Origin of the sequence: Paenibacillus sp. M2 (assembly GCF_046713495.1) — a bacterium.
Classification (GTDB): Bacteria; Bacillota; Bacilli; order Paenibacillales; family Paenibacillaceae; genus Paenibacillus; species Paenibacillus amylolyticus_B.
In genome coordinates this window covers 1793922-1820540 of record NZ_CP169648.1, presented here as the reverse complement: position 1 = coordinate 1820540, position 26619 = coordinate 1793922, and the positions used below count along the sequence as shown (strand labels likewise).

Below are 26619 nucleotides of genomic sequence, written 5' to 3'. Positions count from 1 at the left end.
ATCTAAACTATTCTATTAACGCGATCACTCGCGTAGCAATTTAGACTCCCCTTGCTTCAAGTCTACAAATATAGGCTTCTGCACATTGTTAATTGTGGCAATATCAATCTCATCCACACTTTTAAAGATAAGCTTTAATGACTCCCTTTGTTCATCTTCAAATAAAAGAGTTACGTGGTCATCACAGAGTTTTCCTTCCAATTCCGCAATAACGTCAAATAAAAACATTACAAATACTACTTCATTTCCATCCGGATACGTATAGTGCATCCTCTCGCCCGTGTAGATGGAGGCCAATTTATAAGAACTCACGTCAAGCCCTGTTTCCTCTTTCACTTCTCTAATCATGGTTTCTTCGATTCGTTCACCTGGCTCCATACCCCCACCTGGTAATCCCCAATCTCCATAATCTGATCTCTTTTGCAGCAGAACCCTTCCCATATGATCTCGAATAATAGCTCCACCCGTAACAACAATACGACTAGTCATTACTCTTGCTCCTTTCTATTAGATTGCTTCTCAACAGCTTACGATTTTTATCAGGAACCTTTTCTATCGATTCATATCCCAAAATGCACAATGCATTTCCCATTTACCTCAGCGTACTTTGCCATGTTCGCAAGCTTATGTAATTCGTTAATTAATTCAACTTTGTTGTACACGAGTTTCTCGTAGTAGCCCTTCTGTTCGCCTCCATCAATACCGTAATTCCCTGTTAGAACAATCGGAGCAGTCGCTTGGCTGAATAGATCCATCCAGGCTCGAATCAGTTGATGAAATTTCAACAAAGCATCCTGCTCTTCAATAACGGTTATTCCATAGTTGTTCAGCCCACTACAACTTATACAAGTGGATGGATTCCATGTATTCAACCATCGAAGGGAATCATAGATGTACGCAATGAATTCGTCTTCCAAGGTCGCATGATTCTCTGTGGTTAATCCACTTCCATGTATTTTCCCTTGTGAATCCCATGAGTAGGAGGTATGAATATTCCCGTCTACTTGCGATTTGTTTTCGATAACAAAATGATGCTTTGGCATACCTACATGCGCCCCCTTACACGCTCACTTTCATTCAATCCTCTTAATTCATCATAACCCATGTATTGGTAAATGGAAATTGAAAAAGGTCCTATCTACCTCCCAAATCAGGAGAAGTAAAATAGGACCGTGATAAAAACTTCCTTACATTCATAAAATCCTTCGTCTACTCAGAAACGCTGTTCCTTCTTCTCGGTACATCTCTATAGATTCATTGGTCACATGATCATGCCTCAGTATTCCCATATAATCTGTTCCAGGTTTCTTTGGTCTATAATCTGAATCCACCGTGTAGATATTGAAGTGCACCTCATCTTCGTCCTCTGATATATCCGTATGATCGAAAAGTGAAATCACTTCATCTTTGCCGAGAAACCTAAATGGAGATGCCTGACGCTTTTCCACGCACAAAAGTCTGAGACAAAATCCGGTGGCTGCCAGCGATGTTGTCAATCTCAATGTTATATTCAGACTCGGTATATTCAATCTGATGTTGCTCATAATACTTTTTCCAGAACGAAACTGCTGCCGCATTGTTAGCGAGCTGTTCTACTTTGAATCTACCCTGAAATTGAGCAAAAACCAAGTCAACCGCTTGTGATGCCAGTCCCTGTCCACGATACTTTTTGACCAGGAACAGCTCCTGCACGGTATAATCCACATCTTCTGGCACATATGGAGGTGAACACACCAGGACGAATCCAATAATCTTTCCTTCATACTGAATCAAAAACGGATGTAATTCATCGCGTTCCAGATAGAGATAGGTGTTCGTTGGATCATATTTCCCCTCTTCAAGTAGATCCTCGTCAGAAAATTCAGACAGATCATATAAGTACAAGTTGTACAGGTTGAGGAACATTTCCTTTTGTTCTGCCAAAATACTTTTAATGTGTACATTCATTTTCTTTGTACATCTCCCTTAGTTAATGAGTTAGTTAGTTAGTGATCCATACATAACCTTTCCGATGTCCACAGCACGTTTGCTGTGCCCTGTTCTCAATATATCCTTTCAACCACAGCAGATATAGGCAAAGTTTGGTTTAAACCATAGAGTAATCTTAACTTTCACAGTGGACATGAACATTTGTGCATAAAAATAGACCCTTTACAGGGTCCGGTTGGTGCTCTTGTCTTTATTTTTCACCAAGTATCCACTAGCACTTAGCTAATAATTATTGAATTATATAGGTTCAACTAAACTTTTTACACAAAACGGAGAGGACAGAAATAACCTGATGAAGCGGAGCGTTCGCCTTTATCACCGGATTTCCCCTTTAAAAAAGGAATCAAAAAAATCCGGGGATAACAGTGATCGGAAGGTTGTTCTGTCATTGGAGTGCTCAGTGTAAACCTCTTTAGTTGAACTTATATAGATAATCAACCACAGGATATGAGATCACATTGCGATCTCTGTACGTTGAAGTCACCGCTTCGGGATGTGTGCTAAGAATTCCGTTTTGCAACATCACCGGCCGGAAACCTCGCTCCATCGCACCGTTGTAGGTGAATAGAACACATTCCTCTGCGGCAAAACCTGCGATAATCACCAATTCAATTCCGTGACTCTTCAACACCTGCTCCAGATCAGTCTGCCAGAAAGCGTTGGAAGCTTCTTTGGTAACTGTGATATCCTTCTCATTCACATCTACCTCGGGAATAATACGATATTCTTCCGGTGATGTCTCCTCCATACCCTCCACATCCTGTACGTGAATGACCACATGATCATTCGAGCGCAGCACGTTAGCTACATGGTTAATGTACTCGCAAGCATGGTCTATCGAGCTCTGATCCATCTTTTTCCGCACAATACTCTCTTGCATATCAATGATTATGAATCCTACTTTCATCCAATCTCTCCTCATAAGTATTAAACTTGTATCACATCTCAACTTAGTCTTTAAATAATTCATTCAGCATCCGGTCGCGGTTCTCCAGAAAACTGCGGGTAATCTGATAGTGGTCGGTATCCTCATAGGCTACCTCTTGAATCTGGCTATCGTCAAAGCTTAAAATCTCTGCCCCCGGATACCCCAGCAAAATGGGTGAGTGCGTCGCAATAATGAATTGCGAAGTGCCTGACAGATCATGAAGGATACGCAATAAAGAGAGCTGCCTAGCAGGAGATAAAGCGGCTTCGGGCTCATCAAGCAGATAGATGCCTTTGGAACTAAAGCGGTTGACGAACAGACTGAGAAAAGACTCCCCATGTGATTGTTCATGTAATGAACGCCCGCCATAATATTGAAGCGACGCCGGCATCTCGTCGACATGCGATGCGAATTGATAGAACGATTCAGAGCGCATGAAGAAACCATTCGTTATTTTGGGCAACCAGGCCAGCCTGAGATAATTCCCGAGCGAGGATTCCGAAGCATGTGTCTCATAGGTATTATTCCTGCCACCCCCTGCGGTATTGAAGCCACATTGATGTGCGATGCCTTCCAGCAGCGTAGATTTCCCTGAACCATTTTCACCTACAAAAAAAGTAACGTTATTCGTGATCTCCAATCGTTCCAAGGACCGGATCGCGGGGATGTCAAAAGGATATTGGTCCCGATTCTCGATCTTGGCCGACAGGAGTTCCACACTTCGAAGATACATAGGCATACTCCTATTCATGTTAGATTTAGCTCCAACTACGGCAGGTACCTTTTCGTTTACACATTCCCTATATTAAACGACGAACAGTTGGATGACAAAATTATGGTTGACGGTGGCAGATCAGCTTTATATTATGTAGGAAGAACGTTCTGATGAAAACATAAAATGAATTGGCGTGTTACCACCCCAGAGGGCATGAGCCAAGAAGCGAACATGAGACTATACTCGCTTCTTGGCTCTTTTTGCGTTCCGGAGGCATGAAAGCGTTAACTTTAGAAATGAGGAGGCGGTGAACCGTGAGTAAAGGAATGATTTTGCAGGTGGAGCGGGTCGTTGGCAGTAATATTGTTCTGGCCCGGTCGCACCAGAATACCAAGGAGTACGTACTGATTGGCAAAGGGTTGGGATTTGCGTTCAAGGTGGAAAGCACCGTTCAGGCCGATGATCCGCGGATTGAAAAAAGGTTCCGGCTGGAAGACCGGGAGGAGTGGGGGCAGGCGCAGGAGCTGATGAGGGACTTGGACCCCAATGTCATTGACATCTCTGACCGAATTATCCGTCTCATCGCTGATCAGTTTCCCGGCAAGCTGAATGACAAGATCTACCTTGCTCTTCCGAGTCATATTCAGTTCACCTTATATCGTATCCGCAATGGGATGGAGATTCTGAATCCTTTTCTTACGGAGACAAAGCTCAGTTTTCCGAAAGAATTCGAAATCGCCTTGGAAGCGGCGGCCATGATCGGAGAGGCCTTTGGCGTAGAGGTACCGGAGGATGAGGCCGGGTTCCTGACATACCATGTGTACTCCTCCGTAAATCACGTCTCTGTCGGACAGTTGGTTAAGGTATCCAATGTGATCAGCAAACTTCAGTCGATTATTGAAGAGGAGGGTGGTGTTCGCTTTGATCAGAGCAGCCTTAGCCAGGCAAGACTCATGATACACCTGCGCTTCTCCATGGAACGCCTGTATCAGCAGCCGATGACGGCCCCCACCTTCGCACAATATGTGAAAAATGAATATACGTCCGAATACCAGCTGGCCAGAAAACTGAGCGCTGTAATGGCCGAGGATTTAGGTACAGAAGTGCCTGAGGAAGAAACGGCTTTTCTCGCAATGCATTTATACCGGCTTTTTCAAACCCATGCCAAAACCAACAACAGAAAGGACAACACACAATGATCTGGAAATGGAAAAACAACAAATCTGCCAAAACATCTGAAACAATATCCGTCGCATCCCCACTCACCGGAACCTGCGTCAGTTTGGAAGAAGTGCCTGACGAAGCGTTCGCGCAAGGACTTATGGGACCGGGAGTCGCAATGATTCCCCAAGAAGGCAGGCTGGTCGCCCCTATCGACGGCACTGTGGTGCACCTGATCAAATCGCACCATGCCTTAATGATTGAGCATGCTTCCGGGCTGCAGCTGCTGCTGCATATCGGTATGAATACTGTCAGCCTGAAAGGACAGGGCTTCACCCCCCAAGTGCAGGCCGGGGATCAAGTCACTATCGGTCAGACTCTGATTGAATTTGACCTGAATGCGATTGCTTCCGCCGGTTATCCGGTCATCACCCCTGTCATCGTTGCGAATGCGGCTGAACAGCCGTGGGAGTCACACCCGGAGTATGGCAGCTTAGAAGCAGGCATGGGAACGATCATGAAAGTCAGCTTGTCCAAATAACCTAAATCAAAAAAAGAAAGGAAGAACAATATGCTGAAATCACTGCAAAAGCTGGGAAAATCCCTGATGCTTCCTGTAGCAACCCTGCCTGCGGCAGGTATTCTTCAAGGCCTCGGTCTTCTTAATTACGAAAAGGACATTCCACTCGGTCCCGTGATCGGGGGATTTCTTAATCAGTATGTAGTTCCATTCCTGAATGAGGGAGCGGGGGCGATCTTCGGCAACCTTGCGCTCATCTTCGCCATTGGGGTGGCAATCGGACTGGCGGGGGATGCGGTCGCCGCGCTTTCCGCCCTGATCGCTTATATGGTACTGACGCGGATTCTGGGAGCCGTTCCAGGTGTATTCGGCTATATTCCTGACGATGTCAAGCTGGATATGGGCGTATTGGGCGGGATATTTGCCGGACTGCTTGCAGCCTATATGTATAAAAAATATCATAATATCAAGCTTCCTGACTGGCTCGGCTTCTTCTCCGGCAAACGCTTTGTGCCGATGGTCACCGCCGGCTCCATGCTGGTGTTAGCCATCCTGTTCGGCATGGTCTGGAGCCCGATTCAGGATGCCATCGGCGCTTTCGGCGCCTGGATTGTAGGTTTTGGCGGCGTTGGCTCCATGGTGTTTATGATCGCCAACCGCCTACTCATCCCGCTCGGTCTGCATCATGTCCTCAACTCCATCGCCTGGTTCCAGATCGGAGATTATACCAATGCAGCCGGGGAAGTCGTGCACGGCGACCTGACCCGCTTCTTCAACGGAGACCCTACGGCAGGCATGTTCATGTCTGGCTTCTTCCCGATTATGATGTTCGCTCTTCCGGCGGCGGCGCTAGCCTTGATTCATACAGCCCGGCCTGAAAAGCGCAAAATGGTCGCTTCGATCTTTATCGGCGCAGCGGTGGCTTCGTTCTTAACGGGTATTACCGAGCCGCTCGAGTTCTCCTTTATGTTCGCGGCGCCTCTACTGTATGTGGTTCACGCTATTCTTACCGGTGCGGCGGCCCTAATCATGTACCTGCTGAATGTTAAGCTGGGCTTCGCCTTCTCTGCAGGTCTAATCGATTACCTCGTGAACATGAAGCTGTCGACCAATCCGCTGCTCATGATCCCGGTCGGACTCGCATTTGCGGTCGTCTATTATTTCCTGTTCCGGTTCATGATTATCAAGTTCAACCTGAAAACGCCGGGGCGCGAGGATGACGCTTATGATGCGGATGCCCCCACTAATGCTTCCGCCGTGGGAGCGGCGTCTGCCGACACCAAGGCTGGCAAAGTGCTCGCCGAGATCGGGGGAACAGATAATATCGAGAGCATTGACGCCTGCATCACTCGCCTCCGGCTAGTTGTCAGGGACGACAAAGCCGTCAACGATCAGGCGCTCAAACAGCTCGGCGCTTCCGGCGTCATGAGGCTCGGTGGTGGAGCTGTGCAGGTCATCTTCGGCACTCAGTCCGAAATCCTGAAGGATGAGATTAAGAAGCTGATGTAACGCTCGTCCTCCTGTGAGTTTAAAAGGCCGAGAACAAGGGTATGCTTCCCCCTGTTCTCGACCTTTTTTGTTAACCAAGAAGCGCAGGATATTCTTTTGAAACGGTTTTGATTGAAAAAAAGAGAGCAAACTGTATGCCCACTCTCTCTGTGTTAATAGACAAATCTGCGCTGCGCCCAATAGCTGAACAGGAAAATGGACACCTCGGTCAACAGCTTGGCTGCGAGCAGTGGGATAATTAATTTTTCATTATAAAAATACAATAAACCGTAGTTTAATAACAGCACCAGTAGGACAAGTGAGAAGTATTTGGGCAAAGACTGCCGAACCTTCGAGATTCGCCCTGCGGAGAACACGTACTTCCGATTGATCATATAGTTGAAGATAGAGCTGCACAGCCTTGCTGCGACAACCGACAGAAACAGATTATGCGTGAAATACTGGATGACGAATAATAGTCCAAAATCAATCAGAGCGGATAGCACCGAAGATGTGCTGAACATCAGGATTGGCATATAGATCCGGAATGAATCCACCAGCGGGCGGAAATGGGAGGACTCATTGTGATCCAGATACACCGTATCAATAAACTCCTCCGTAATCTCATACCCTTCCTTGTGTGCCGTTAGCAATATGTTCATCTCGTATTCAAACCGATCCCCGGGAATCTGGTTCAGCCAATCCAGCATGGAGTAAGGAAAACCGCGTAGACCCGTCTGCGTGTCATCTACTTTGGTACCTGTCGTGAGCAAAAAAACTGCCCGAGTGACTGTGTTGCCAAAACGGCTGCGTGCTGGGATTTTCCCGCTGAAGCGACGGCTGCCGAGTACAATTCCGGGTCTCGTTTGTGTGAGCAGCCCTTCGAAGATACGCTTAATATCATGTGGCAGATGCTGTCCGTCACTATCTGCGCACACTACACCGCCTTGAGGTCCGTACTCCTTAATATGCTGAAAGCCTGTCTTCAACGCCCTGCCCTTCCCCAGATTGACGGGATGTGTCAGGACCGTACAGCCATAAGCTTCTGCCGTCTCGAAAATCCCACGGTAACCCGGGCCACTGCCATCATCCACAATCACAATGGGTCCAAGCTTAAATGTCTGTAACTGCAGAACGAGATTCAGCAAACGCACATCGGGTTCATAGGATGGAATTAATATCGTCATGATCCTTGTCCCTCCGTCAGATATAGAATGTCACTTACGCCACGTTCCTGGTTGCGCCCCAGTGGATTATTGACGATTCTGCCCATAAAATACATCGTGGATGAACCGCCGCCGTCCAGATTGTAGGCTTCGGTTGCTCCAAGGCCTTTCATGACATCGGCCAGTTCTGCCAAGGTCATGCCACGACTGTCGTCCTGCCGCCCATCCACCACCACGAAGACGTAATGATTCGGAGCAATCATGCCGATTGCTGTTCTTGGATTCGCGTCTTGAATGGAGCGGTTGCCGAAGTTGTTGTCAATTTTTACACTGCTAAAATCACTGACAATCTCTCCATCCTGAATCAGAGTGGGCCCAAAGGATAACGTATTGGTGGCACCTTCGGCCAGTAATTCCGAGGAAGAAATCTCGTTCTCGTTATATGTTTTCATCGTTCCGTCGTTGAACAGGGCAAGTGCATCCCGCGTGGGGCTGTCCCGGTACAGTGTTCCATTTCGAATAATGACACCATCATCGCGGAAACCGTAATAATCACCGTTGATGGCAAAGATCGCATTGTTGGCTGCGGCAATCTCTGACGTATTCTCGGTAATGTTCGTTCCAAAACTGTTATCCGCCAGTGCTGTTCTCAGGCTGCTTGCATCCGTTAGCTGAACATCAGCGACATAATACGTAATCTGATCCGAGCCAGATCCTGACTGTACCTTATCAATATGGACCTCCATATCATCACTCGAATAATTCCAATCATCTGACATTGCATTCACTTCAGTAGCGGTGGTCGATGTACTGATGGAATCATTGGCGTTGCCAGATGCTGCCGTTGCCGTGTTCTCATCCGCTACAACCACCTGTACATGCCGGATCAGGTAACGGTCAGCCAGGCTGTACAGGATTCCACCTACTGCGAGCACGATGACAAGTGTGATGATGAGCCATCTGCGCTTTCTTGGGGAGATCGGTCTTTTATGTGGGTCTTTCCGGTTTGGTTTCTGATACATCTTCATCATGTGAAGCTCACCTCTTCATCTAAGTTCTTAAGGCCATATTAGGCCGGGTAGCTTAAATGAATCTGAAACCGAATGAATTGAACTAAGGAATATTCACTGACACTACGATGACAGAACAACCTTCCAATCGCTGTTATTGTGTGAATGAATAGTTTTAATAAAATAAGGTGATCCGTTTTCCCATTGAGGAAAGCAGTTCACCTTATTTTCAAGCTATATAACCTTAAATGTCACTGATATCGTGTACGTATCTCGCTCAACATAAATATCAAAATTTCTTCGTCGTAGCTTCCTGTTATGCGTCTGCAAAAAGAGCATCGTATGCGGGACAAGGCCGCTTTTCCAGAAATTCCGTTAACGCCGGTGGCTGATGGGCATAGATATCCTTCAACGACGTTCCGTTATAAATGTTGCCAATAACGACAGGATGGCATAACTCACAGATGAGAATATCTCCGTTGCCGTGCAAGTGAAGTTGTTTCGTGCCATCCACGCAATTAGAGAAATACACGCCCGGTTGCTCCCGCAAATTCAACTGTTCAGCAAACCGGTCCATACAGGTGAAATAGAGCGTTGTATCTGGCTTTTTATGCTCAATTAATTCCGTTACAGATCGTACAAGAGACTCTTTGGATACAATCTGGCTCCAGTCCGTATGCGGCATCTTAATGCTGTTCTGGATCTCATGGATGCGCACACCCAGATCATATACCTTATCGCTAATGGCCTGCATATTCGCTTGATTACCTTCAAACAGTAACGTTTCCAGCACTGTCTCCAGACCGGCTTCCGTGCACAAACGGATATTCTGCTCCAGTCTCTCATACATGCGAGAATGCACACGGTAGTACGCAGCATAGGCCTCCGCATCCGTATAGTTGAACGAGATATGAATGTTGGACAAGCCCGCATCACGCAACGCAAGAATCCGTTCTTCTGTCAGCAGACTGGCATTGCTGTTCAATTGTGTATCGATGCCATGTGCCGCACAATACGTCACGATCTCCAGACAATCCTGGTATTTCAAAGTAACTTCTCCCCCGGACAATCGCACGCGCTTGAGACGAGGAAGCTCACTAATAATACGGATAACTTCCTGACTACCGATGCATGCTCCATCATCCCGATTGTAGGCGCAGCAATAGTCACATTTATAATTGCAGTTCGATGTCACTCCCACCTCAAGTCCTTCCAGCTCATATACGCCGGGTGTTTCCAGTTCGAGTGATTTATATCTGTTTTTGGCTATCAATTTGTTGTACCTCCTGATTCCTTCATTCAATCCACGTTTGGATAACTTGAAGAGTATAGCGGATGGCACACGGTTGACGATATGACATTATGTACGTTGGTTGTTGAAAAAGTGTGATGAAAGGAAATCCCCGGAGCCCTCTATTGTATGTCATCCATGTTGAACTCAGGATTATAGGCAAACTCATGGCTTGCCAGCATGATGAATGAGACACGACCTTTTTGATCAAAATTCATGGATACTCCTTTCATGTTCTCAAATCCGCCTTCCAATATTGCATGATCAAAGGACGGTATGACATGGTAATTGCCTTGTTTATTTTTCTCCATAACATATGTAATACTTTGTACTTTTCCCTTTTTAGTATCTATAAAAGCTTTTTTGCCGTATTGTTGGAAGACCTCTTGAACTGTACTTCCATATCCTATCCCGCTTGGCGTTTTATACGTTTTGAACTTTGCCGGGTCATCAATCATGATGCCATCCACACGGCCATCTTTGTAATGAATACTCATATCTTTGTAATGGTAGACATTCGTATAGTAGAAATAATCCACGTGGGGTCCAAGATGCTGCTCAACCACTTCACGAGTACTTCCGAGTTTAATCGTAATATCTTTGGATTTAATCTGAAATTGGAATTCATCCTCAGTAAATATCTTAGTTGCATAAGATGCAGGAGGTTCTTGTGAAACCGCATTACGATTGTATGACACTTCTGAGCTACTTAAAAAAGTCATGAATAACATAAGATACAGAATTCCTTTGTTCAACCCGAATCGCCCTTTCAAAAAAACGTTCTTTATTTAATACGAGTATAGAAATCTTCTTTTACGATAGCATACATCTTCAAATCCTGAAGTTCATTTTTCACCTTCATGTATTTCCTCAGCACACCTTCAAATTGCATGCCTGCCTTCTCCATGACTTTCGCGGAGCCCGTGTTCTTCACTAAACATTGAGCCTGGATTCGTTCCAATCCCACTTCGTCAAATCCAAATTGGATGATTCGTTTCACTACTTCGGTCATGTAGCCTTGATTCCAATATTGATCAGATAACACATATCCCAACTCGACTCTCCTGTTATCGCTATCACACCCTAGATAGTTACAACTCCCAATCAGCCGCTTGGTTTGTTTATCTTCAATGGCCCATGGGCCTATTAAATTCACATCATACCGGCTCATGACAAAATCCAAAAAAGCTTTGGTATCTTCTTTGCTCTTGTGCGCGTCCCAGGTAGTGAACTCCGAGACAGCAGGTACAACACAATAACTATACATATCATCCAGATCATCATAGGTAAGCCGCCGGAGTATCGTCCGTTCTGTCTCCAATACCGGAAATGGTTCGAAGAAACTTTCAATTGTTTTCATAGATTCGCCCTCCCTGAGATTGTTAAGAAGAGAAACAGATAACCGTTCGATCCGCGTTGCCTACTCATCTGTTATACAATCAAGGCCACAACCTGCGTGTCTTCCACTGCCCATCTTGCATCACATATTGGACTCGCACATGCTTACGCTTTGAATCTCCCTGCCAGAACTCCACCTCTTGTGCATTCACGGCATATAAACGCCATTGAGGTGTAACGACATCGGGGTCACGTTGGATGCGTTCTTTCTGAGTTTCAATGGCACTATCCAGCACTTCCTCACTATCCAAAACCTCACTCTGATGCCCTGTCATGGCAACTGCTCGCGCTCCAGTTGAACGTTTGCGGAAATCATCAGCACCCGCTTGATCTCCCTGATCCTCAGCAATTCCCCTTATCCGAATCTGTCTTCCCAGTGAGGGCCAGTAGAATGTCAGAGCCACATAAGGGTTCTCCTTCAACTGCTGCCCTTTTCGGCTCTCCGAACTCGAAGCAAAATAAAACGTTTCGTCGATTACGTTTTTCAAAATCAACACCCGCGCATCAGGATAACCATCGTGATCCACGGTGGAGATCGTCATGGCATGAGGTTCTTTCACTTCGTTCTCAACTGCCAATCTCAACCACTCCAATAATAGCTTTCCCGGCCGCTCCGGCAAATGCCCCGTATCCCACGTTGGAAATGGGCCGGATAAAGATTTTAAACGTTGCAACAGTTCAATTGGTTGATCGCTCATGTCATCGCCTCCATCTTCTATTTGATCTATCCGTTTATTTTTATCCTTTACTCTCCGCTTCTTCAAAATAAATACCCAAGAGCATCCGTGGTTCACCCATTCCGTTAGACATATCAAAAAAACTAATCCAGATGACTCAAACCATTTACTTTGCTAAGTTTCCAACCGTGCCTTCCCTTTTCAACGGTATGTACACTGGTGTTGCCCATGGGATAAAAGCTGGACTGATTGCTCCATTTCCGATTCTCAAGCAGATAATACAGGATGTTAATCACTCCGCCGTGAGTAATTAACAGAACATTGGACTTGAGTGTATTCTCCTCTAGACCTCTGAAAAGATTCTCGAAAGCAGTGCTTATCCGTTTATAAAAATCCCTTGGACTTTCTCCTCCCGGAAAAGGGGAATCCATCTCAAGGGTGTTGAAATAAACCCCTGGGTAATGTTCTTCAGCATCCTTATGGAGCATGCCTGCCAAATCTCCGTTATTCATCTCCCGCCAATCTTTCATTAAGCTAGCCTGCATGTTTAATCTCTTCTCAATTTCCCGTGTAGTCTGTACTGCACGAGGAAGATCACTGCTAATAATCGTATGTATGTTGTACTCGTCAGCATGATGATGCAAATGCTCTCCCAATTTCCTGGATTGATTGATTCCTTGTTCCGTAAGTCCACGATCGCTCCATCCGCCTCGATACCCTTCCTCATCCATCCCATGCCTTACCAGATAAACTTTCAAGATCTCTTCTCCTTTTCCCTTTGAACAGGTTAACTATATATGTGACTGGTTTCGTTTGTAACAAATAAACCCGACCTCTGATAGCTTCTATCCGAGATCGGGCATTTCCTGCAACCCATTTATCTTACAAATGTGTTATGAACTCGCTCTGATTTGATAAAGTAAGGAATCCAGATCGCACAAGTAAGTACCGACTTGCCAATATCTCTTAACGAGTTTCCATCCTCAAGTTCTCTCGCCATCGGAATCTGAAGCAACAATAAATAATCAATGACACTAACGGCTAGACTGACACTATAAAACATGATCATAAGACGAGGAAAGATCGATTTTTTACTATACAAAGCAATGATGGTATATATGCTAAACACTAAAAACAGTGCGTTATATACCGTTTCAAAAATAACGACCGGTCCCCATAGCGGGTGATAATATGCAGATTGCTCCGAAGTTAGCAACTCCCAAGTCTCTGTTGTAAGCATGGGCAAACAATACAGGACCAATTGGAGCGCCAGGAAAATCAACGTAAGAAATAATCCGATCTGGACGAGAATCAGCCAACCACCCAAGCCCGATACGCCTAGTGGACGGTAGTCTGTCTTTTGCTCTTGAATATGTGGTTCCACCTCGTAACACTTCCTTATACATTTTAGTTTTTTAGTTTTTTAGTTTTTCAGAGATGAGTCTTCCACGTAATCGTACTCATACAAATCAAATCTACGGGTACTTCTTTCCCCTTACTACACGTGCGTTGTATGTATTCTCACACTCTTCTTATAGCTACCTCTCCATCCTCCTCTTATATAGAATTTTACACAACTTCCTTATTGTACTACGTGTGTCAAGAAAGCCAAAGAAGACCTTCGCTATACTTCCGCCATGTTCAGTTTAGTACGCGTCAGTCATAATCCTCTTATACAGATGCAGATGGTGACTCAGTATTTGACTACAAAGGAGGATATGGATATGTCCAATCCCAAAGTAAAACTTTTGCCTTTTGCCGACATTTCGAACTATGTCGAGGGATTCGATATCGTTTCCACCCAGTGGGGCGGTGATGGCCGAGTCTATGTGCTGCTCATGAATCAGATCCCCGAAAGAAAACGAGGTGTGTTCGTCCAAAGTAAATTGAATCAAAGTTATACGTACAAAGTGCTCATTGTGACAGATCAAAATATCGAGGAAGTTGTCATCTGGGGACAGACGTTCAATTATCATTACGTACAACCATTACATGAACATCTACTGCTCATCGGAGCACGCTGTACGAATTATGGGAATGGACAGGTTGATCTGAACGCCAAAGTGTGTGATTTAGACGGAAATACAATTCGCGAGTTTTTGTTGGGAGACGGTATTCAGAGTGTACAAGTTACCGAAAAGGGAACGATCTGGACCAGTTACTTCGATGAAGGGGTATTTGGTAACTACGGATGGAGCGATCCGATTGGATCATATGGTCTGCTGGCTTGGGATGAGCACGGGAATAAACTATATGAAAATCGTGAAGCTGACATTGCGGATTGTTACGCACTCAATGTGGTGAATGAGAAGCAAGTCTGGTTCTACTTCTATACCGATTTTGAACTCGGTTGTATCTCAGGGGGCACCCGTGAACCCAACGTTACATTCATGAATCCAAACATCTCCGGTTCCTCCGGCTTCAGTACGGATGGTTATCATTTCTTGTTCGATGCCGGGTACGGTAAACATGGGACGTTTGTACTTAAGAAAATGGAGAAACCCGGTAAATTCAGCAAGGCGCAGAAGATTGATTTGCTAAATGAAGATGGTAAGTCCTTCAAGCAGGCAAGGCAAGATTTTCGCCAACATCGTCTGCTACTCAGTGAAGGTAACTTGTTGTATCGGGTAACGATGGAGGAGATTATTTCAGCTTCTGGTTTGGATTAATGGAGAGGAGTCAAGAGGGTTATTTCTTAAAAGATAATCCCTCTTCTTCCAAAGCGTTTCGCAGTTTGGGCATTGCAGATGGTCCGATTCCATGGAGTTTCAGGATCTCTTTCTCCGTGTACTCCGCAAGTTGCAGTAGTGTCATAATCCCTTCATTCACCAAGGCGCGTCTGGCAGGAGCTGACAGAATGGCTAGAAATCCCTCTGTCGGTTTACGTTCAGCTTCGCACGTTGGACAGATTGGGCAATCACTTTTTTTATAATACGAATGTCCTTGTTCGCATGTTCTAAGTGTTCCTTTATCGTTTGCCATGTGGGCATCCCCTCCTGAATTAAGTATTCAACCAGTTCTTCATATCTGAGATCATATTTTCGTATTGTTTCAAAGCCTCTAAAGTCCTAATGACTTGTGATGTTCCTAATAACTGTTCCTCTATGTCCGTACATTCAATCCGCAGTGACCGTTTAAGACTATACTCGAGCCAGTCCAACTTTCCAGCAAAACCAACATCCAGAACCACTTCCCAATTGGCTGTTAGACTGCCCACTCGCTTCTTATATCCACCTATAAAAGCCAAGAACTTTTCCTCGTTTATACTTCCAGAGCTATCTACTGACCAATACACAGCTGTTTCTACCAGATCATGCATCGGATTAATATAACCTGCCGATTCCCAATCTATAATTATAGGAATGTCTTGTCTCCACATCACATTCTTAGGCTCCAGATCTCTGTGACTAATAACATTATTGGATGCCAGCATTGAAGATGAATTCTTAGCTTTCATGCTCCACTCATACAGCTGATCCATATTGGAATCCAAAATCTTAATCCATTCCGAATTCTCAATTCTTCCTTTGTTCAGATAAAACATCCAATCTATTTTTTTAGAATTAGTCGCCTGTGAACTATCCAATTCTAGTTGTCTAAAATCCGTTTTATGGATATCTGCAAGGATCGTTCCCATCAGAGAACTGTTATTGATGGTAACTTCATCTTGTTTCAAACATTGACCCTCAATCCAATCAAATATTAGATAGAATTGATTATCAATGTTATGCATAGAAGCACCCTTTAACCTTTTTGCAGGTTGAGCATGGATATGTTCAGCTGCCACGTTTGCTATTTTTTCTGAATCAATATAATTTTGCACAGCAGAAGGTCTTACCATGATCTGAGGGTTCAATGCCTTAACTGCATAATTAGCTTGCGTCGTTTCAATGGCGTACATTCGATGAAGAAGTCCACCTGAGATTGGTTTGGGCGAACTGATCAATTCACCAAGCTGTAATTCATTACACAGTTTCTCAAAATTTAAATTATATTGAGTATCGCTCATATGTTATCCCCTCATTTTGACTATTTGTCTGGAGCAAAGCTTACAATCCGTACTCAGCAAAAATGGCTGCATATTTCTTTTCAAATATCGTCCAGCGCTTTTCGGCTCCGTATCTGGCATGTAGTTGCTGTAAATAATACTTGGCTTCTTCCGTATCGCCGGCTTGTAGCAGGAAGCGGAAAGTTTCTTCACTTAAATGTAGCGCTGTCTTCGCCATATAATAATGGACTATATCTCTGGCCCCTGTTAGCGAGTGTAGGAATGAAATACCCTCTTCCAAATGTGAAACCAGTTCTTTCGATAAAGCGTCTGGATTGATATCGGGCGTTAGGGAATAGTGATCTGGAGCGGAAGGGACTATTTCCTCGATCCGGCAGGTGAAATGCGATTTGTTCTCCAATACGACCCCACTCAATGCAACAGACTGCAACTCCGCGAGCTCGGTGGAATGGACAATACAGTTAATATAAAACTGCACGTGACTACTCGTGTTAACCTTTGATTTTTGAACGTTGAACTTGTATACGAGACTTCCAGCCGCTTTGGAGAAATTCAGATCTTTCTTGGAATAGCCGTGTTTGGCCAATAAGGGTTTGACGTCTGTGTTGATGATCTTCTTAAACAGTTCCTGCATAAGATATCACTCCCCTTTTGTTCAGAATCATACTTGTTCTATTTTATAAAAATATGGGCCACACATGGATTCGTGCGTATACACGTAAGTCCATGTAAACGCCCGGTCGAAGATATAGATATCTTGCTCCGAATCAAAATCCGCTGCAATGATCCGATTCGCATTTTCGTATAAAAGTACCCAACCACCACTTTCATACATCACATATACTTCATCTTTCGGCTCGGCATTGAAAGCATCTCGTGCTTCATCATGTGTCAGACATTTCTGTTGTTCATAACTGAACATATGCCACTTGTACTGGCTATAATGGATAGACTCTTTGACCACATCATCGATATTATGGGCAAACACGCTATCCCATTGCTTTACAATCCCTTCGGATTCCTCGTACAGTTCGGACACGATAACTCTCTTATCCTGCAAGTTCTTCTTGAACATATATTCCTGATGGATACGCTCAATTCCCCAATATGCTCGGTTCAGTTCCAATTCGGGTAAAGTATCCAGCAACTCATTAATTTTATCTCGAATCATCATTACCTCCGTAGGCTATCTGGAATTAAAATACTTGGTCCTTGCCTGCCTGTTTAGCTTTTTCTCGCAGTATATGAGCCAGTTGGTACATCTCGGCGATGTCATATCTGTTCTGTGCCCGGAACCTCCGAATCGCTTCATCAATCTCTACCACTTCAACAGCAACCACCTGCTCGCCATCCTCTGGATTCAGCGGATCACCGACAAGTTCAACATCTCCATATCCGATGATTCGCACGAAATGGGGATGCGGGATATGCGGTCGATACGGTTCCAACGCACTGGATGTACAGTGGAATTGACCAAAAATCTGATAGGAACGCATTTCCGCCCCAAGTTCCTCCATCAGTTCGCGCTTCAGTCCGTCCATATACGGCTCACCTGCTTCAAGCGTGCCTCCGGGCAGCTCCCAGTCTCCATTATCCAGTTGGAAAACAACACATTGATCCCCGACAAATGGAATGATGCTAACATTGCTCACCAGCTTTTCATCCACGATGTCATTTAATCTGAACTCTGCCTCAATAATTCCCCAATGAATTGACGTACTCAGCGCCGGGAATTGTTCTGCATTCAAGCTGCTCATCCGCACCGTTCCTCTCTATGTAAAATAAAATCTCTCATCTATATACTTCTCCCAATTATAGATGAAAATGAAGAAAGAAGGCCACCTTCCCCTTGAGGGAATACATGACCTTCTCGTCCTTAACCACATCAGATCGTTCCGTTCCTGACAAATTCACCTAATCGTCTAATGCTGCACCAGCTTTCCCTTTTCCAAAAAAAGAACCCGGCTACAGAGCGGCAAGATCCGCTCATCATGTGTAACCATCACTGCACTCTTGCCCTGCTCTTTCACGAGCCGTGCAATCATGCCGACAATATCCAGCCCACGTTCCGCATCCAGACTGGCTGTTGGTTCATCCGCGAGCAGGACAGCAGGGTCGTTCATCAAGGCCCGTGCAATGGCAACCCGCTGACGCTCCCCACCAGACAGCTTCTCCGTATACGCCTTCCGCCGATGGGTCAACCCTACGGTATCCAATAGCTCATCCACTCGTTTCTCCGCCTTGTTTTTATCCGTTCCGGCAAGCTTCGCGACCACCATCAGTTGTTCTTCTACTTTGAGGTAAGGAATGAGGTTGGCACTTTGGAAAATAAAACCAAGCTGTTGTAGCCGTACATCGGATATATCTTGTTTGCTTTTGCCCATAATAGAAGCCCCGTCCAGCAGAACCTGTCCTTCCGTTGGTTCAAGAAGTGCGCCAGCAATGGACAGGAATGTACTTTTACCCGAGCCGGAAGGCCCCATCACAGCCACCAGTTCCCCCTCGGCCACCTCAAGGTCGAGCTTATCCAGAATCGTGCGTTTACTGCCACCATCTTCAAAGGTCTGGGTAATTCCCTGTAATACCAATCGGTTTCTCATGCTGCAGTCCTCCCAATCGCATCAAGTGCATCAATTTTGGTAACCTTCCACACTGAAAATAATGAACCCGCCATAGACATCAGGATGAACAATATGCAGGTTAAGGCAAGCGTGGATAAGCCTAATTGAAATGGCATTGATGCTGGCAAGATGGACTCAAACAGTCGAACCAACAGTACGCTAATGACCAAACTGCCAACCGACAGAATGAACACTTGTAACGAAACACTACCCGCCAGATATCCATTCCGCGTTCCGATCGCTTTTAATATGCCGAACTGACTTGTTTTCTGAATCGTGATGACATAGAAGAATACCGCAAGCACAAACGCCGAGATGACATATAGAAAAGCGATCATCATGAGCAACGATCCCTGCTCTTCCTTATATCCAGGAATGGCCGATACGGCATCCGACTTCGTGATGACTTCCGTATCAGGCATTGCAGCACTCAGTCCGTCTACCTGCTCACCCGCGTCCTTTACCGCAATGGCATTGTATATCGGCGAATTGGCATTGATGTCGGCCGAACCTTGTGTAGTTCGTGAACCTCCTTGAAGCGTAAGCCATTCTTCTTCATTCAGGAACACGACCGGCGAGTGACTGAAAGACTCATTTTGTACAAATCCGCCAACGGTCCACTCCATTCCCGACGCTTGATCGACCAGAACGGTACCAATCGTCACACCAGATTCAGCTAACTTATGATCCACCACAACCTGCCCGTTGGTCTGATCCGTAATCGGAGTTCCTTCGGTAACTGCTGGAGCAAGCCAGCCTTCCGGATTCACCATGAACAACGTGACATCAATCTTTTTCGTGTCGCCCATTGGACTGACGGTTGTCATTTTCACACCGAGCGGCTCAGCGTTCTCTTGCCCCACTACGGAGCGAGCTTGATCAAGCTGATCCTGATCCACTTGTGACCGGGTAAACCGATGATTCGAATCCTGCTCCAGCACAAAGTGGGTTGCTGCCATATTTTTGACCGAAGCTGCGTTATCATAAGCCAGCCCCTGTGCAAGACCTGTAACAAACAGTACCAGAAATGAAACCAGTACCATGATTGTAGCAATTAAGGCATACCGCCCTTTGGCATACCTCATTTCCCGAATAGCCAAGTACATGTTGTGTGACCTCCCTCTTGATAACCCAAGTATAGGAGGCGAAAATGAACGGAAAATGAATAACAGATTACATCTGCGGAAGGGTCACGGTAAAGACTGTTCCCTCAGGCGAACTGGCAACCTCAATTGTACCGTCATGGATTCGGATAATTTTCTGCACAATGGCAAGTCCAAGCCCGGTTCGCCCCGAAGAACGTTCCCGCGCACGGTCCACCCGGTAAAATCGATCGAACAGAAAAGGCAGATGCTCCGCAGCAATGCCGTCCCCTGTATCCCGAATCTGGATTACACACTGGTCATCTATCTGCTCGGCATGGATCTCGATGCTTCTTCCTTGTGGAAGGTGATTCACCGCATTACCGAGAAGATTCATCCAGACTTGCATGAGCAGCACTTCATTGCCAATCAGCTGGATGGATTCGGGCACCGAAATCCGAAGCAGCAGTTCTTTTTCTTCCAGTTGCCATTGCAGCACCTGAACCGCTTGCCGGAATTGATCCCGCAGAGAGAACTTCACTTTGGTCAGATCTTCGTTGCCCTGTTCAAGGGAGGACAGGAGAAGCAATTGTTTGCTGAGCAAAGAGAGATGACGACTCTCCTCCTCAATGATCGATGCATAGTGCTCTCGTTCCTGTTCGGGTAGATCTCGATCCGCCACCAATTGGGCAAACCCCTGAATCGAGGTCAGCGGTGATTGAATCTCATGGGATACGTTCGATACAAACTGTTGCCGTGCCTGATCGACCCTCTCCAATTCACGGCTCATGGTCATGAAATGCTGGGCTAATTGTCCAATCTCATCCCGTCTTGCAGTAGGCAATTTCAGATTATATTTTCCTTGTGCGATGCGTTTGGTCGCCTCGGACAGACGTTCAATCGGATTGACCAGATATCGGGTACTGATCAGAAAGATCAGGATACTGATACCTATGGTAAATGCGCCAATCAGTGCAAAAAAGATTCGCAGCTCACCGAACTGCAGAATTACATCCGGACGCATAAAAAGAGCGTAATTCGCATTGCCTAGCTGTAGATAAACACCCACGGTATTGCTTAATTGATTATCAAAGAAACCGGTAATGAACGGTTTACTTGGAAACTGGGCGACGCCATGGTACACCTCACCATTAAGTACCAGATCTACAGCTCGCTTGTCCAGGTCCTTCTCACGGAATTCGCGGCCGTAGAATTGGTCGTTGCCTTTTCCATCCGTCACATAGATTTCGTACCCGAGTGCGGCGGCATTGTTCAAATACTGCTCCATCGTGCTGGGTTGCTGTTCCACAAATTGCTTCATTTGCGTTGCAATGCCCACCAGCTTCTCATCATTGAAGTCCTTGAGCTTCGCATGATAGTAGATATTCGACAAAAGGAAACCCAGCATGCCGCTGACCACAATTACCGCAACCGTAATAAGGAATACCCGGACGTACAAGGTCCTCACGGTGCTTTCACCTCCATCTTGTAACCAATGCCCCGCACCGTTTGGATCACGAAATCGTCCGCATAATCAGCAAACCGATCACGGAGTCGCTTAATATGTACATCAACAGTACGGTCATCTCCTTCGTAATCTGCTCCCCAGACAAGTCGAATGAGTTCATCCCGAGAGAACAACCGTCCCGGAAACTGGGCAAGCTGTGAGAGTAATTCAAATTCCTTCATTGGTAAAAAGAGAATGGATTGCCCGTCCGTGACCTCCACATTGTTACGGTCAATGACGATTCGATTCATGCGGATGATATCGCTGGATGTGCGATGGTACCGACGAAATAATGCCTTTACCCGGTAAACCAGTTCTTCGGGTTCAAACGGCTTGGTCACATACTCATCCGTTCCTTTCAAATAACCTTCTCTCTTATCAGATAGCTGATCTCGTGCCGTCAGCAACATAATCGGAATGTCGTAATGCTGCCGAATGAAATCACATAACTCCAGTCCGTCCATGCCTGGCATCATGACATCGAGGATCGCCAGATCGATTGGCGTTTCTTGCATCAGTTTCACCGCTTCTACACCATCCTGCGCTTCATGGACCCGATAGCCTTCCTTGGTCATGACATGCCGCAAGAGTGCTCGAATATTCGCATCATCGTCTGCCAGCAGCAGATGTTTCATATCGTTGTCCGCCCTTCTATGTAGCGAGAACATCTCACTATGATCCTGCACAGATGGTAGCACAAAAGCAATCTCATTCGCCAGCACGTGCACGGAGATACCTTGGTATGTTTACATTTCCTTAAATCTGGTTGACACTACTATGAGGCGCAACTATAATAAAACCATAACATATGAACAACCGCTCATATATTCATTTGTAGGTGGTTAATCCTTGTTAAGGATCATTTATAGTCACACTAGAAATCATTTTACATAACGGAGCAAAGCTCCAAAGGAGAGGATTTATATGTCTGGACATCAACACAGTCATGACCATGGGCACGATCATGGGCACAACCACGCTCACACCACCAATAACAAGAAAGTACTGCTGTTTTCCTTTATTATTATTACCGTCTATATGATTGTTGAAGCCATTGGCGGATTCATTACCAACAGTCTCGCACTTATTTCGGATGCAGGTCATATGTTGTCCGATTCCATTGCACTCGGGATCGCTTTACTGGCGTTCACGTTTGGTGAAAAAGCCGTGAATACTGGCAAAACGTACGGCTACAGACGATTCGAGATTCTAGCTGCCACGTTAAACGGAATTACATTAATCGCCATTGCACTCTACATTTTCTACGAAGCCATTGGTCGATTCATTAACCCGCCAGAAGTCGCAACCGTAGGTATGTTAATCATCAGCGTCATTGGATTGCTCGTTAATATTCTGGTGGCCTGGATCATGATGCGTGGTAGCGATACGGAGAATAATCTGAATATGCGCGGTGCTTATCTCCACGTCATTAGTGATATGCTCGGATCGGTTGGTGCCATTGCGGCAGCATTGCTCATGATGTTCTTTGGCTGGGGTTGGGCCGATCCACTGGCAAGTGTAATTGTCGCGGCACTCGTATTGCGTAGTGGGTTCTATGTCACCAAATCATCTCTGCATATCTTAATGGAAGGTACACCGGCCAATGTGGATGTGAATGAGCTGGTGCAGACCATCAAACAAGTGGATGGCGTCAAAGGCGTACACGATGTGCATGTCTGGTCCATTACCAGTAACCTGAACGCACTGACTGCTCATATCGTCGTAGATGGAACGATGGATGTTTATGCATCCGAGATCCTGGTTCAGAAGATTGAACATATGCTGGAGCATAAAGAAATTAAACACGTGACGCTTCAAGTGGAGTCCGAGAAACATCTGCATGACACCTCGGTACTATGTACGGTCAAAGGCGACGCACCTGATGCTCACGCACACCATCACCATTGAGATGGGTATAAATATATAATTGCTTCTAAATAAAAACAGGGCAGATTCCCCGGAATGGGAACGCCCTGTTTTTATTTTCCTAAGTTCAGCTTTTTGGTATGAGTAGAAAATGGAATAGCCTTTACCTTATCGCAGCAGACTCTGGGCTATTTGTATCTGGCGAGTAGCTTTTCTTTCTTTTGATCGAATTCATATTCTGAAATGATATTTTTTTCTTTTAATTCACCTAGCTGAAGCAGTTGTTCATGAACATTCACAGGGGTCTTTTTTCTCTTGCCAGATATCACTAGGGCTAGAATTGAGAAAAGCAGACCATATAGGACACCGAGAAGTCCCAAACCTGCCGCTACTTCCGCACCATCTTGCGAACCATCTAAAAAAACGACCATTAACAAAAAATTGAGTACGAACCCAATAAGGCTGACAATCGATAATGCTTTCAATGAATTTATTCCTCCTACTTGTTATGTATGTTTTTATTCAAAATCAGGAAAGGTCGGTCAGAAGACTAAACATTAACCTCGTCCCAGTTTGTTATGACGTATCCAAGCTGAAACAACAGGATGACAATATAACTGATGTTGATTTCCAGACTGGTCTTCACTCTCTTAGTCTGATCTAAGAATTCCTCTTTGTTCATTTTTCCGCGTTCCAGCTTGGACTTTATCTTTTGTTTTTCTTTCCATAACAGCATAAACTCGATTACACCAAATACACCCCATACCAACGTATATATCAGTAACACTGCATTAGCAACTGACAACAGCATAAGGGAACCTTCATCCAAACCTTTCTCCATTCCTAGTTTGAAGCTTACATTCACACTCAAGGTGAGAATGACTAATCCAAAACCTATAAAACTTAAATACGGTGTGAATCTGGAGCTTCGCATGTGCTCTTCCTTTCCGGAATTTCCATTTGTCTAGTGACTGTTTCATTCAAGATTGCAGATTCTAATGCAGCCTACATACTCAACTTCATTAATCTCCGCCACCACCACAAGATGAACAGCTGGATGAGCTGCAAGAAGAGTCAGAAGATGATCCCGAGGATGATCCGGATCCTCCCGAGGAACTACCACTATCAGTACATTGATCCGTATAACAGCTGGAACCGCTTGTGCAACCACTGCTTGACGAGGAACCAGAGACTGCCTTTTCTTGTGGAAGAATTTCCTGCTCCAGTCGGCCCATGTGTAGTCCATATGTCGCCTCATTATGCATGGAGTAATACACCATGGCGCTAGCCATGACGAGAGCTACATCGCTACCTCCGGAAGATGCTGGAGATAACTCTTCTTCACTTAGAGTTGCGGATCCACTTAATTTATCAATCAAGTAAGCAATCACCTGAGCAGCTTCAGGATCCTCTTGCATGCGTCTGGCATGAAACAATTCATTCACAAGTTTTGATTGATCACCCTGTGTAATCAGCTTCTGAACATCACTGGATAATGGGTAAGCGAAAAAATCACCCCAGATTGCAGCACTGTAGGGGGTGAATTCGAATAATTGACAGTACACCCAGTCAAACCATGCACGTGCTCCTGGCATTTCGCGGCGAGTGATTGCAGGTTCATGGTGTACCATGGAACCCATTAACTCTGCACAAAAGTCAGCGTAAGATTTCGTGAACATCAGCATCTCATGCCACAAATCATCTATCTCATCACTAAACATAGGCACCTGCTTAAGTAATGAAGCCATAATGAAGTATCTCTTAAGCTCTATTAGTTTCCACCGATACTCCAGCGTTTTCATGTGAGGATACTCCTGTTGAATTCGGATCTTGAGTTTGTTGGCAAAATGTTTATTGTAGCTCTTCTCCAACTGAAGAATGGTTTGTTGATAGGAAACTTCTTCTCGAAGTCCAAGATTCAATGGCACTTTTTTTCGTCTGTACGTAACTTTCGTCTGTTTCCTGCGTCTTCCTGCTGGACGGAAAGTCTTGAGCTTGCGTCGAATCAAATAGGCTATTACAACCAATAAAACTGCTGCAAGGTAGTAGTAGATCGGCATAATAAAACCGCTCCTCTCCGTTGATCTTCTCTATGTAAGGGTTAAACTATCAATAGTATAAATGAGGAACGGCAGTGATTCATAGAGCCCTTTGGCATAACATGCCAGGGCTCTAGTTTTGTAAATTTCGTTGTTGCCCATTGTTATGAAATGGCAATGATTATACTCGTTATCAGCATCAACAATGTTACAGGCGCCCAGATTCTTCGTTCCCATACACTTCTCGTAATCAGATTCAAAATCGTCCCAAGTACTAAATACGCGACGATAAACCAGATCGCTGTCTCTGCAAAAACAGACCACTGAGGCCAAAGCAATCCTGCTTTACTCAGAACAATGATCCCCATGAATGCCAAAATCGCAATCAGAACTATGCAGGAAAATCGCATGGAGATAGGGTATTTCCCGGGAAACTTCCCACCCATAGCATACTCGCCCCACGGCACACCTACCGCTAAAGCAACTTGAAAGAGAATCACGATTAGGATCAGGAAGGTAAATGCTATTGCTGACGTTAATACGATCATGAGCACGCTCCTAAATCATAGGTGATTATAATGGTTTATCATAAGTACCCGGGCTTGATCACAGTTCAATGGTTCAGTAAAAGGTACTTCCAGGAAGTATTCAAGCTGCCACTGCTGGGTTTTCTGAGCCTGGTTACTTGTTGGTTTGTCCCAAGGCGGATATACACGTATGGCGCGCTTGCCACCTTTGCCTTGATCCGATATGATATCTCGCTGTAACAATACATGTTTTGGAAATACAAATTGACCAAAGTTGCTACCTGTGCGCGTACTAATGACATACATATCTGCTGGATCTGATACATCATATGGCTGTGTCGATCCATCCTCACTCCGCTCCCACAGGGTAACAAATTGTCCAATCTTAGTTGGGGTGGTTTTGGCGACGCGAAATCGAATGGAGAGAGAATTTAAGGTGAATACATACGCCCCGTATTCAGCATTTTGTGCTTCTTCATGTGGTTGTGAGCAGATAAAGCCACACTTGTCATAGATAAGTTCTTTACTGGCAACTAAGTCGCCATGAAGTATATCAGGAGTAGTCCAAGCATTCGGACAATTCAAACTACTTTTGTTATCCAACTTGTGATATCTCTCCTGTCTT

At 45.2% G+C, this 26619-nt stretch carries 32 protein-coding genes; 5 read left to right on the top strand and 27 right to left on the bottom strand.

The window, feature by feature from the left end:
- Positions 1-24 precede the first annotated feature (24 nt).
- The 5 genes from ACETMN_RS08310 to ACETMN_RS08290 form a co-directional block, all read right to left on the bottom strand.
- Positions 25-489, bottom strand: coding sequence for an NUDIX domain-containing protein (locus ACETMN_RS08310; protein WP_411735995.1), 465 nt, complete (start codon positions 487-489; stop codon positions 25-27).
- Positions 490-560: 71 nt separating this feature from the next.
- Positions 561-1043, bottom strand: coding sequence for a hypothetical protein (locus ACETMN_RS08305; RefSeq protein ID WP_091015032.1), 483 nt, complete (start codon positions 1041-1043; stop codon positions 561-563).
- 376 nt (positions 1044-1419) lie between these two features.
- Positions 1420-1947 (bottom strand): GNAT family N-acetyltransferase, encoded by a 528-nt coding sequence (locus tag ACETMN_RS08300; RefSeq protein ID WP_411735994.1) that lies wholly within the window; start codon positions 1945-1947, stop codon positions 1420-1422.
- 454 nt (positions 1948-2401) lie between these two features.
- Positions 2402-2896: a cysteine hydrolase family protein gene (locus tag ACETMN_RS08295; protein ID WP_411735993.1), complete on the bottom strand. Its 495-nt coding sequence runs from the start codon at positions 2894-2896 to the stop codon at positions 2402-2404.
- Positions 2897-2939: 43 nt separating this feature from the next.
- A complete protein-coding gene (locus tag ACETMN_RS08290; protein ID WP_411735992.1) occupies positions 2940-3650 on the bottom strand; it encodes an AAA family ATPase in 711 nt (236 codons plus the stop codon).
- A 296-nt stretch (positions 3651-3946) separates the two neighbouring features.
- Here ACETMN_RS08290 and ACETMN_RS08285 point away from each other — a divergent pair, with 296 nt between their 5' ends.
- Genes ACETMN_RS08285 through ACETMN_RS08275 form a run of 3 tightly spaced genes read left to right on the top strand, consistent with a single transcriptional unit; the run spans position 3947 to position 6822 of the window.
- On the top strand, positions 3947-4831 hold the full coding sequence (locus ACETMN_RS08285; RefSeq protein WP_411735991.1) for a PRD domain-containing protein: 885 nt from the start codon (positions 3947-3949) through the stop codon (positions 4829-4831).
- The gene (locus ACETMN_RS08280; RefSeq protein ID WP_411735990.1) at positions 4828-5334 is read left to right on the top strand and encodes a PTS glucose transporter subunit IIA; all 507 of its coding nucleotides are present in this window, start codon (positions 4828-4830) and stop codon (positions 5332-5334) included. The genes ACETMN_RS08285 and ACETMN_RS08280 overlap by 4 nt, the downstream gene beginning before the upstream one ends.
- Positions 5335-5364: 30 nt before the next feature.
- Positions 5365-6822: a PTS transporter subunit EIIC gene (locus tag ACETMN_RS08275; protein ID WP_411735989.1), complete on the top strand. Its 1458-nt coding sequence runs from the start codon at positions 5365-5367 to the stop codon at positions 6820-6822.
- Between the two features lie 152 nt (positions 6823-6974).
- Here the strand turns inward: ACETMN_RS08275 and ACETMN_RS08270 are convergent, their stop codons facing one another.
- From ACETMN_RS08270 to ACETMN_RS08235, 8 genes are all read right to left on the bottom strand, one after another.
- The gene (locus ACETMN_RS08270; RefSeq protein ID WP_091015045.1) at positions 6975-7988 is read right to left on the bottom strand and encodes a bifunctional glycosyltransferase family 2/GtrA family protein; all 1014 of its coding nucleotides are present in this window, start codon (positions 7986-7988) and stop codon (positions 6975-6977) included.
- Positions 7985-8998 carry a phosphodiester glycosidase family protein gene (locus ACETMN_RS08265; RefSeq protein ID WP_091015047.1) on the bottom strand — a complete coding sequence of 338 codons (1014 nt, stop codon included), beginning with the start codon at positions 8996-8998 and terminating at the stop codon, positions 7985-7987. The genes ACETMN_RS08270 and ACETMN_RS08265 overlap by 4 nt, the downstream gene beginning before the upstream one ends.
- Before the next feature lie 295 nt (positions 8999-9293).
- The gene (locus ACETMN_RS08260; RefSeq protein WP_091015049.1) at positions 9294-10250 is read right to left on the bottom strand and encodes a radical SAM protein; all 957 of its coding nucleotides are present in this window, start codon (positions 10248-10250) and stop codon (positions 9294-9296) included.
- 140 nt (positions 10251-10390) lie between these two features.
- A complete protein-coding gene (locus ACETMN_RS08255) occupies positions 10391-10999 on the bottom strand; it encodes a hypothetical protein (protein ID WP_411735988.1) in 609 nt (202 codons plus the stop codon).
- A gap of 53 nt (positions 11000-11052) precedes the next feature.
- Complete coding sequence (locus ACETMN_RS08250) at positions 11053-11628, bottom strand: GNAT family N-acetyltransferase (protein WP_091015052.1); 576 nt, start codon at positions 11626-11628, stop codon at positions 11053-11055.
- Positions 11629-11707: 79 nt separating this feature from the next.
- Positions 11708-12364 carry a pyridoxal 5'-phosphate synthase gene (locus ACETMN_RS08245; protein WP_091015053.1) on the bottom strand — a complete coding sequence of 219 codons (657 nt, stop codon included), beginning with the start codon at positions 12362-12364 and terminating at the stop codon, positions 11708-11710.
- A gap of 122 nt (positions 12365-12486) precedes the next feature.
- Positions 12487-13101, bottom strand: coding sequence for a histidine phosphatase family protein (locus ACETMN_RS08240; RefSeq protein ID WP_091015055.1), 615 nt, complete (start codon positions 13099-13101; stop codon positions 12487-12489).
- Positions 13102-13220: 119 nt separating this feature from the next.
- The gene (locus ACETMN_RS08235) at positions 13221-13727 is read right to left on the bottom strand and encodes a DUF2569 domain-containing protein (protein WP_179198456.1); all 507 of its coding nucleotides are present in this window, start codon (positions 13725-13727) and stop codon (positions 13221-13223) included.
- A gap of 340 nt (positions 13728-14067) precedes the next feature.
- On the opposite strand from ACETMN_RS08235, the gene ACETMN_RS08230 reads away from it, so the two are divergent.
- Positions 14068-15012, top strand: a complete 945-nt coding sequence (locus tag ACETMN_RS08230) for a hypothetical protein (protein ID WP_091015059.1) — start codon at positions 14068-14070, stop codon at positions 15010-15012.
- A gap of 19 nt (positions 15013-15031) precedes the next feature.
- On the opposite strand, the gene ACETMN_RS08225 is transcribed toward ACETMN_RS08230, so the two are convergent.
- The 9 genes from ACETMN_RS08225 to ACETMN_RS08185 all read right to left on the bottom strand — a co-directional run bounded on the left by ACETMN_RS08225 (position 15032) and on the right by ACETMN_RS08185 (position 22197).
- Positions 15032-15325, bottom strand: coding sequence for an RNA polymerase alpha subunit C-terminal domain-containing protein (locus ACETMN_RS08225; protein WP_091015061.1), 294 nt, complete (start codon positions 15323-15325; stop codon positions 15032-15034).
- Positions 15326-15344: 19 nt separating this feature from the next.
- Positions 15345-16352 carry a phosphotransferase gene (locus ACETMN_RS08220; RefSeq protein WP_411735987.1) on the bottom strand — a complete coding sequence of 336 codons (1008 nt, stop codon included), beginning with the start codon at positions 16350-16352 and terminating at the stop codon, positions 15345-15347.
- A 40-nt stretch (positions 16353-16392) separates the two neighbouring features.
- Positions 16393-16986 carry a DUF4304 domain-containing protein gene (locus ACETMN_RS08215; protein ID WP_091015064.1) on the bottom strand — a complete coding sequence of 198 codons (594 nt, stop codon included), beginning with the start codon at positions 16984-16986 and terminating at the stop codon, positions 16393-16395.
- 27 nt (positions 16987-17013) lie between these two features.
- Complete coding sequence (locus ACETMN_RS08210; RefSeq protein WP_091015066.1) at positions 17014-17523, bottom strand: DUF4275 family protein; 510 nt, start codon at positions 17521-17523, stop codon at positions 17014-17016.
- Between the two features lie 25 nt (positions 17524-17548).
- Positions 17549-18109 carry an NUDIX domain-containing protein gene (locus tag ACETMN_RS08205; protein ID WP_091015067.1) on the bottom strand — a complete coding sequence of 187 codons (561 nt, stop codon included), beginning with the start codon at positions 18107-18109 and terminating at the stop codon, positions 17549-17551.
- A 165-nt stretch (positions 18110-18274) separates the two neighbouring features.
- Entirely contained in the window at positions 18275-18952 is a 678-nt protein-coding gene (locus tag ACETMN_RS08200; RefSeq protein ID WP_091015069.1) for an ABC transporter ATP-binding protein, read from the bottom strand.
- Complete coding sequence (locus tag ACETMN_RS08195; protein ID WP_091015071.1) at positions 18949-20079, bottom strand: ABC transporter permease; 1131 nt, start codon at positions 20077-20079, stop codon at positions 18949-18951. The genes ACETMN_RS08200 and ACETMN_RS08195 overlap by 4 nt, the downstream gene beginning before the upstream one ends.
- A 67-nt stretch (positions 20080-20146) precedes the next feature.
- The gene (locus ACETMN_RS08190) at positions 20147-21523 is read right to left on the bottom strand and encodes a sensor histidine kinase (protein ID WP_091015073.1); all 1377 of its coding nucleotides are present in this window, start codon (positions 21521-21523) and stop codon (positions 20147-20149) included.
- On the bottom strand, positions 21520-22197 hold the full coding sequence (locus ACETMN_RS08185) for a response regulator transcription factor (protein WP_091015075.1): 678 nt from the start codon (positions 22195-22197) through the stop codon (positions 21520-21522). The genes ACETMN_RS08190 and ACETMN_RS08185 overlap by 4 nt, the downstream gene beginning before the upstream one ends.
- Positions 22198-22486: 289 nt before the next feature.
- On the opposite strand from ACETMN_RS08185, the gene ACETMN_RS08180 reads away from it, so the two are divergent.
- The gene (locus ACETMN_RS08180) at positions 22487-23470 is read left to right on the top strand and encodes a cation diffusion facilitator family transporter (RefSeq protein WP_091015076.1); all 984 of its coding nucleotides are present in this window, start codon (positions 22487-22489) and stop codon (positions 23468-23470) included.
- A gap of 146 nt (positions 23471-23616) precedes the next feature.
- Here ACETMN_RS08180 and ACETMN_RS08175 read toward each other — a convergent pair whose 3' ends face one another.
- From ACETMN_RS08175 to ACETMN_RS08155, 5 genes are all read right to left on the bottom strand, one after another.
- On the bottom strand, positions 23617-23913 hold the full coding sequence (locus tag ACETMN_RS08175; RefSeq protein ID WP_091015079.1) for an SHOCT domain-containing protein: 297 nt from the start codon (positions 23911-23913) through the stop codon (positions 23617-23619).
- Positions 23914-23978: 65 nt separating this feature from the next.
- Positions 23979-24362, bottom strand: a complete 384-nt coding sequence (locus ACETMN_RS08170) for a hypothetical protein (RefSeq protein ID WP_091015080.1) — start codon at positions 24360-24362, stop codon at positions 23979-23981.
- Positions 24363-24450: 88 nt separating this feature from the next.
- Positions 24451-25488 (bottom strand): hypothetical protein, encoded by a 1038-nt coding sequence (locus ACETMN_RS08165; protein ID WP_091015082.1) that lies wholly within the window; start codon positions 25486-25488, stop codon positions 24451-24453.
- Between the two features lie 143 nt (positions 25489-25631).
- Positions 25632-26015, bottom strand: coding sequence for a hypothetical protein (locus tag ACETMN_RS08160; protein WP_091015083.1), 384 nt, complete (start codon positions 26013-26015; stop codon positions 25632-25634).
- A 15-nt stretch (positions 26016-26030) separates the two neighbouring features.
- Complete coding sequence (locus ACETMN_RS08155; RefSeq protein WP_091015085.1) at positions 26031-26597, bottom strand: MepB family protein; 567 nt, start codon at positions 26595-26597, stop codon at positions 26031-26033.
- Positions 26598-26619 lie beyond the last annotated feature (22 nt).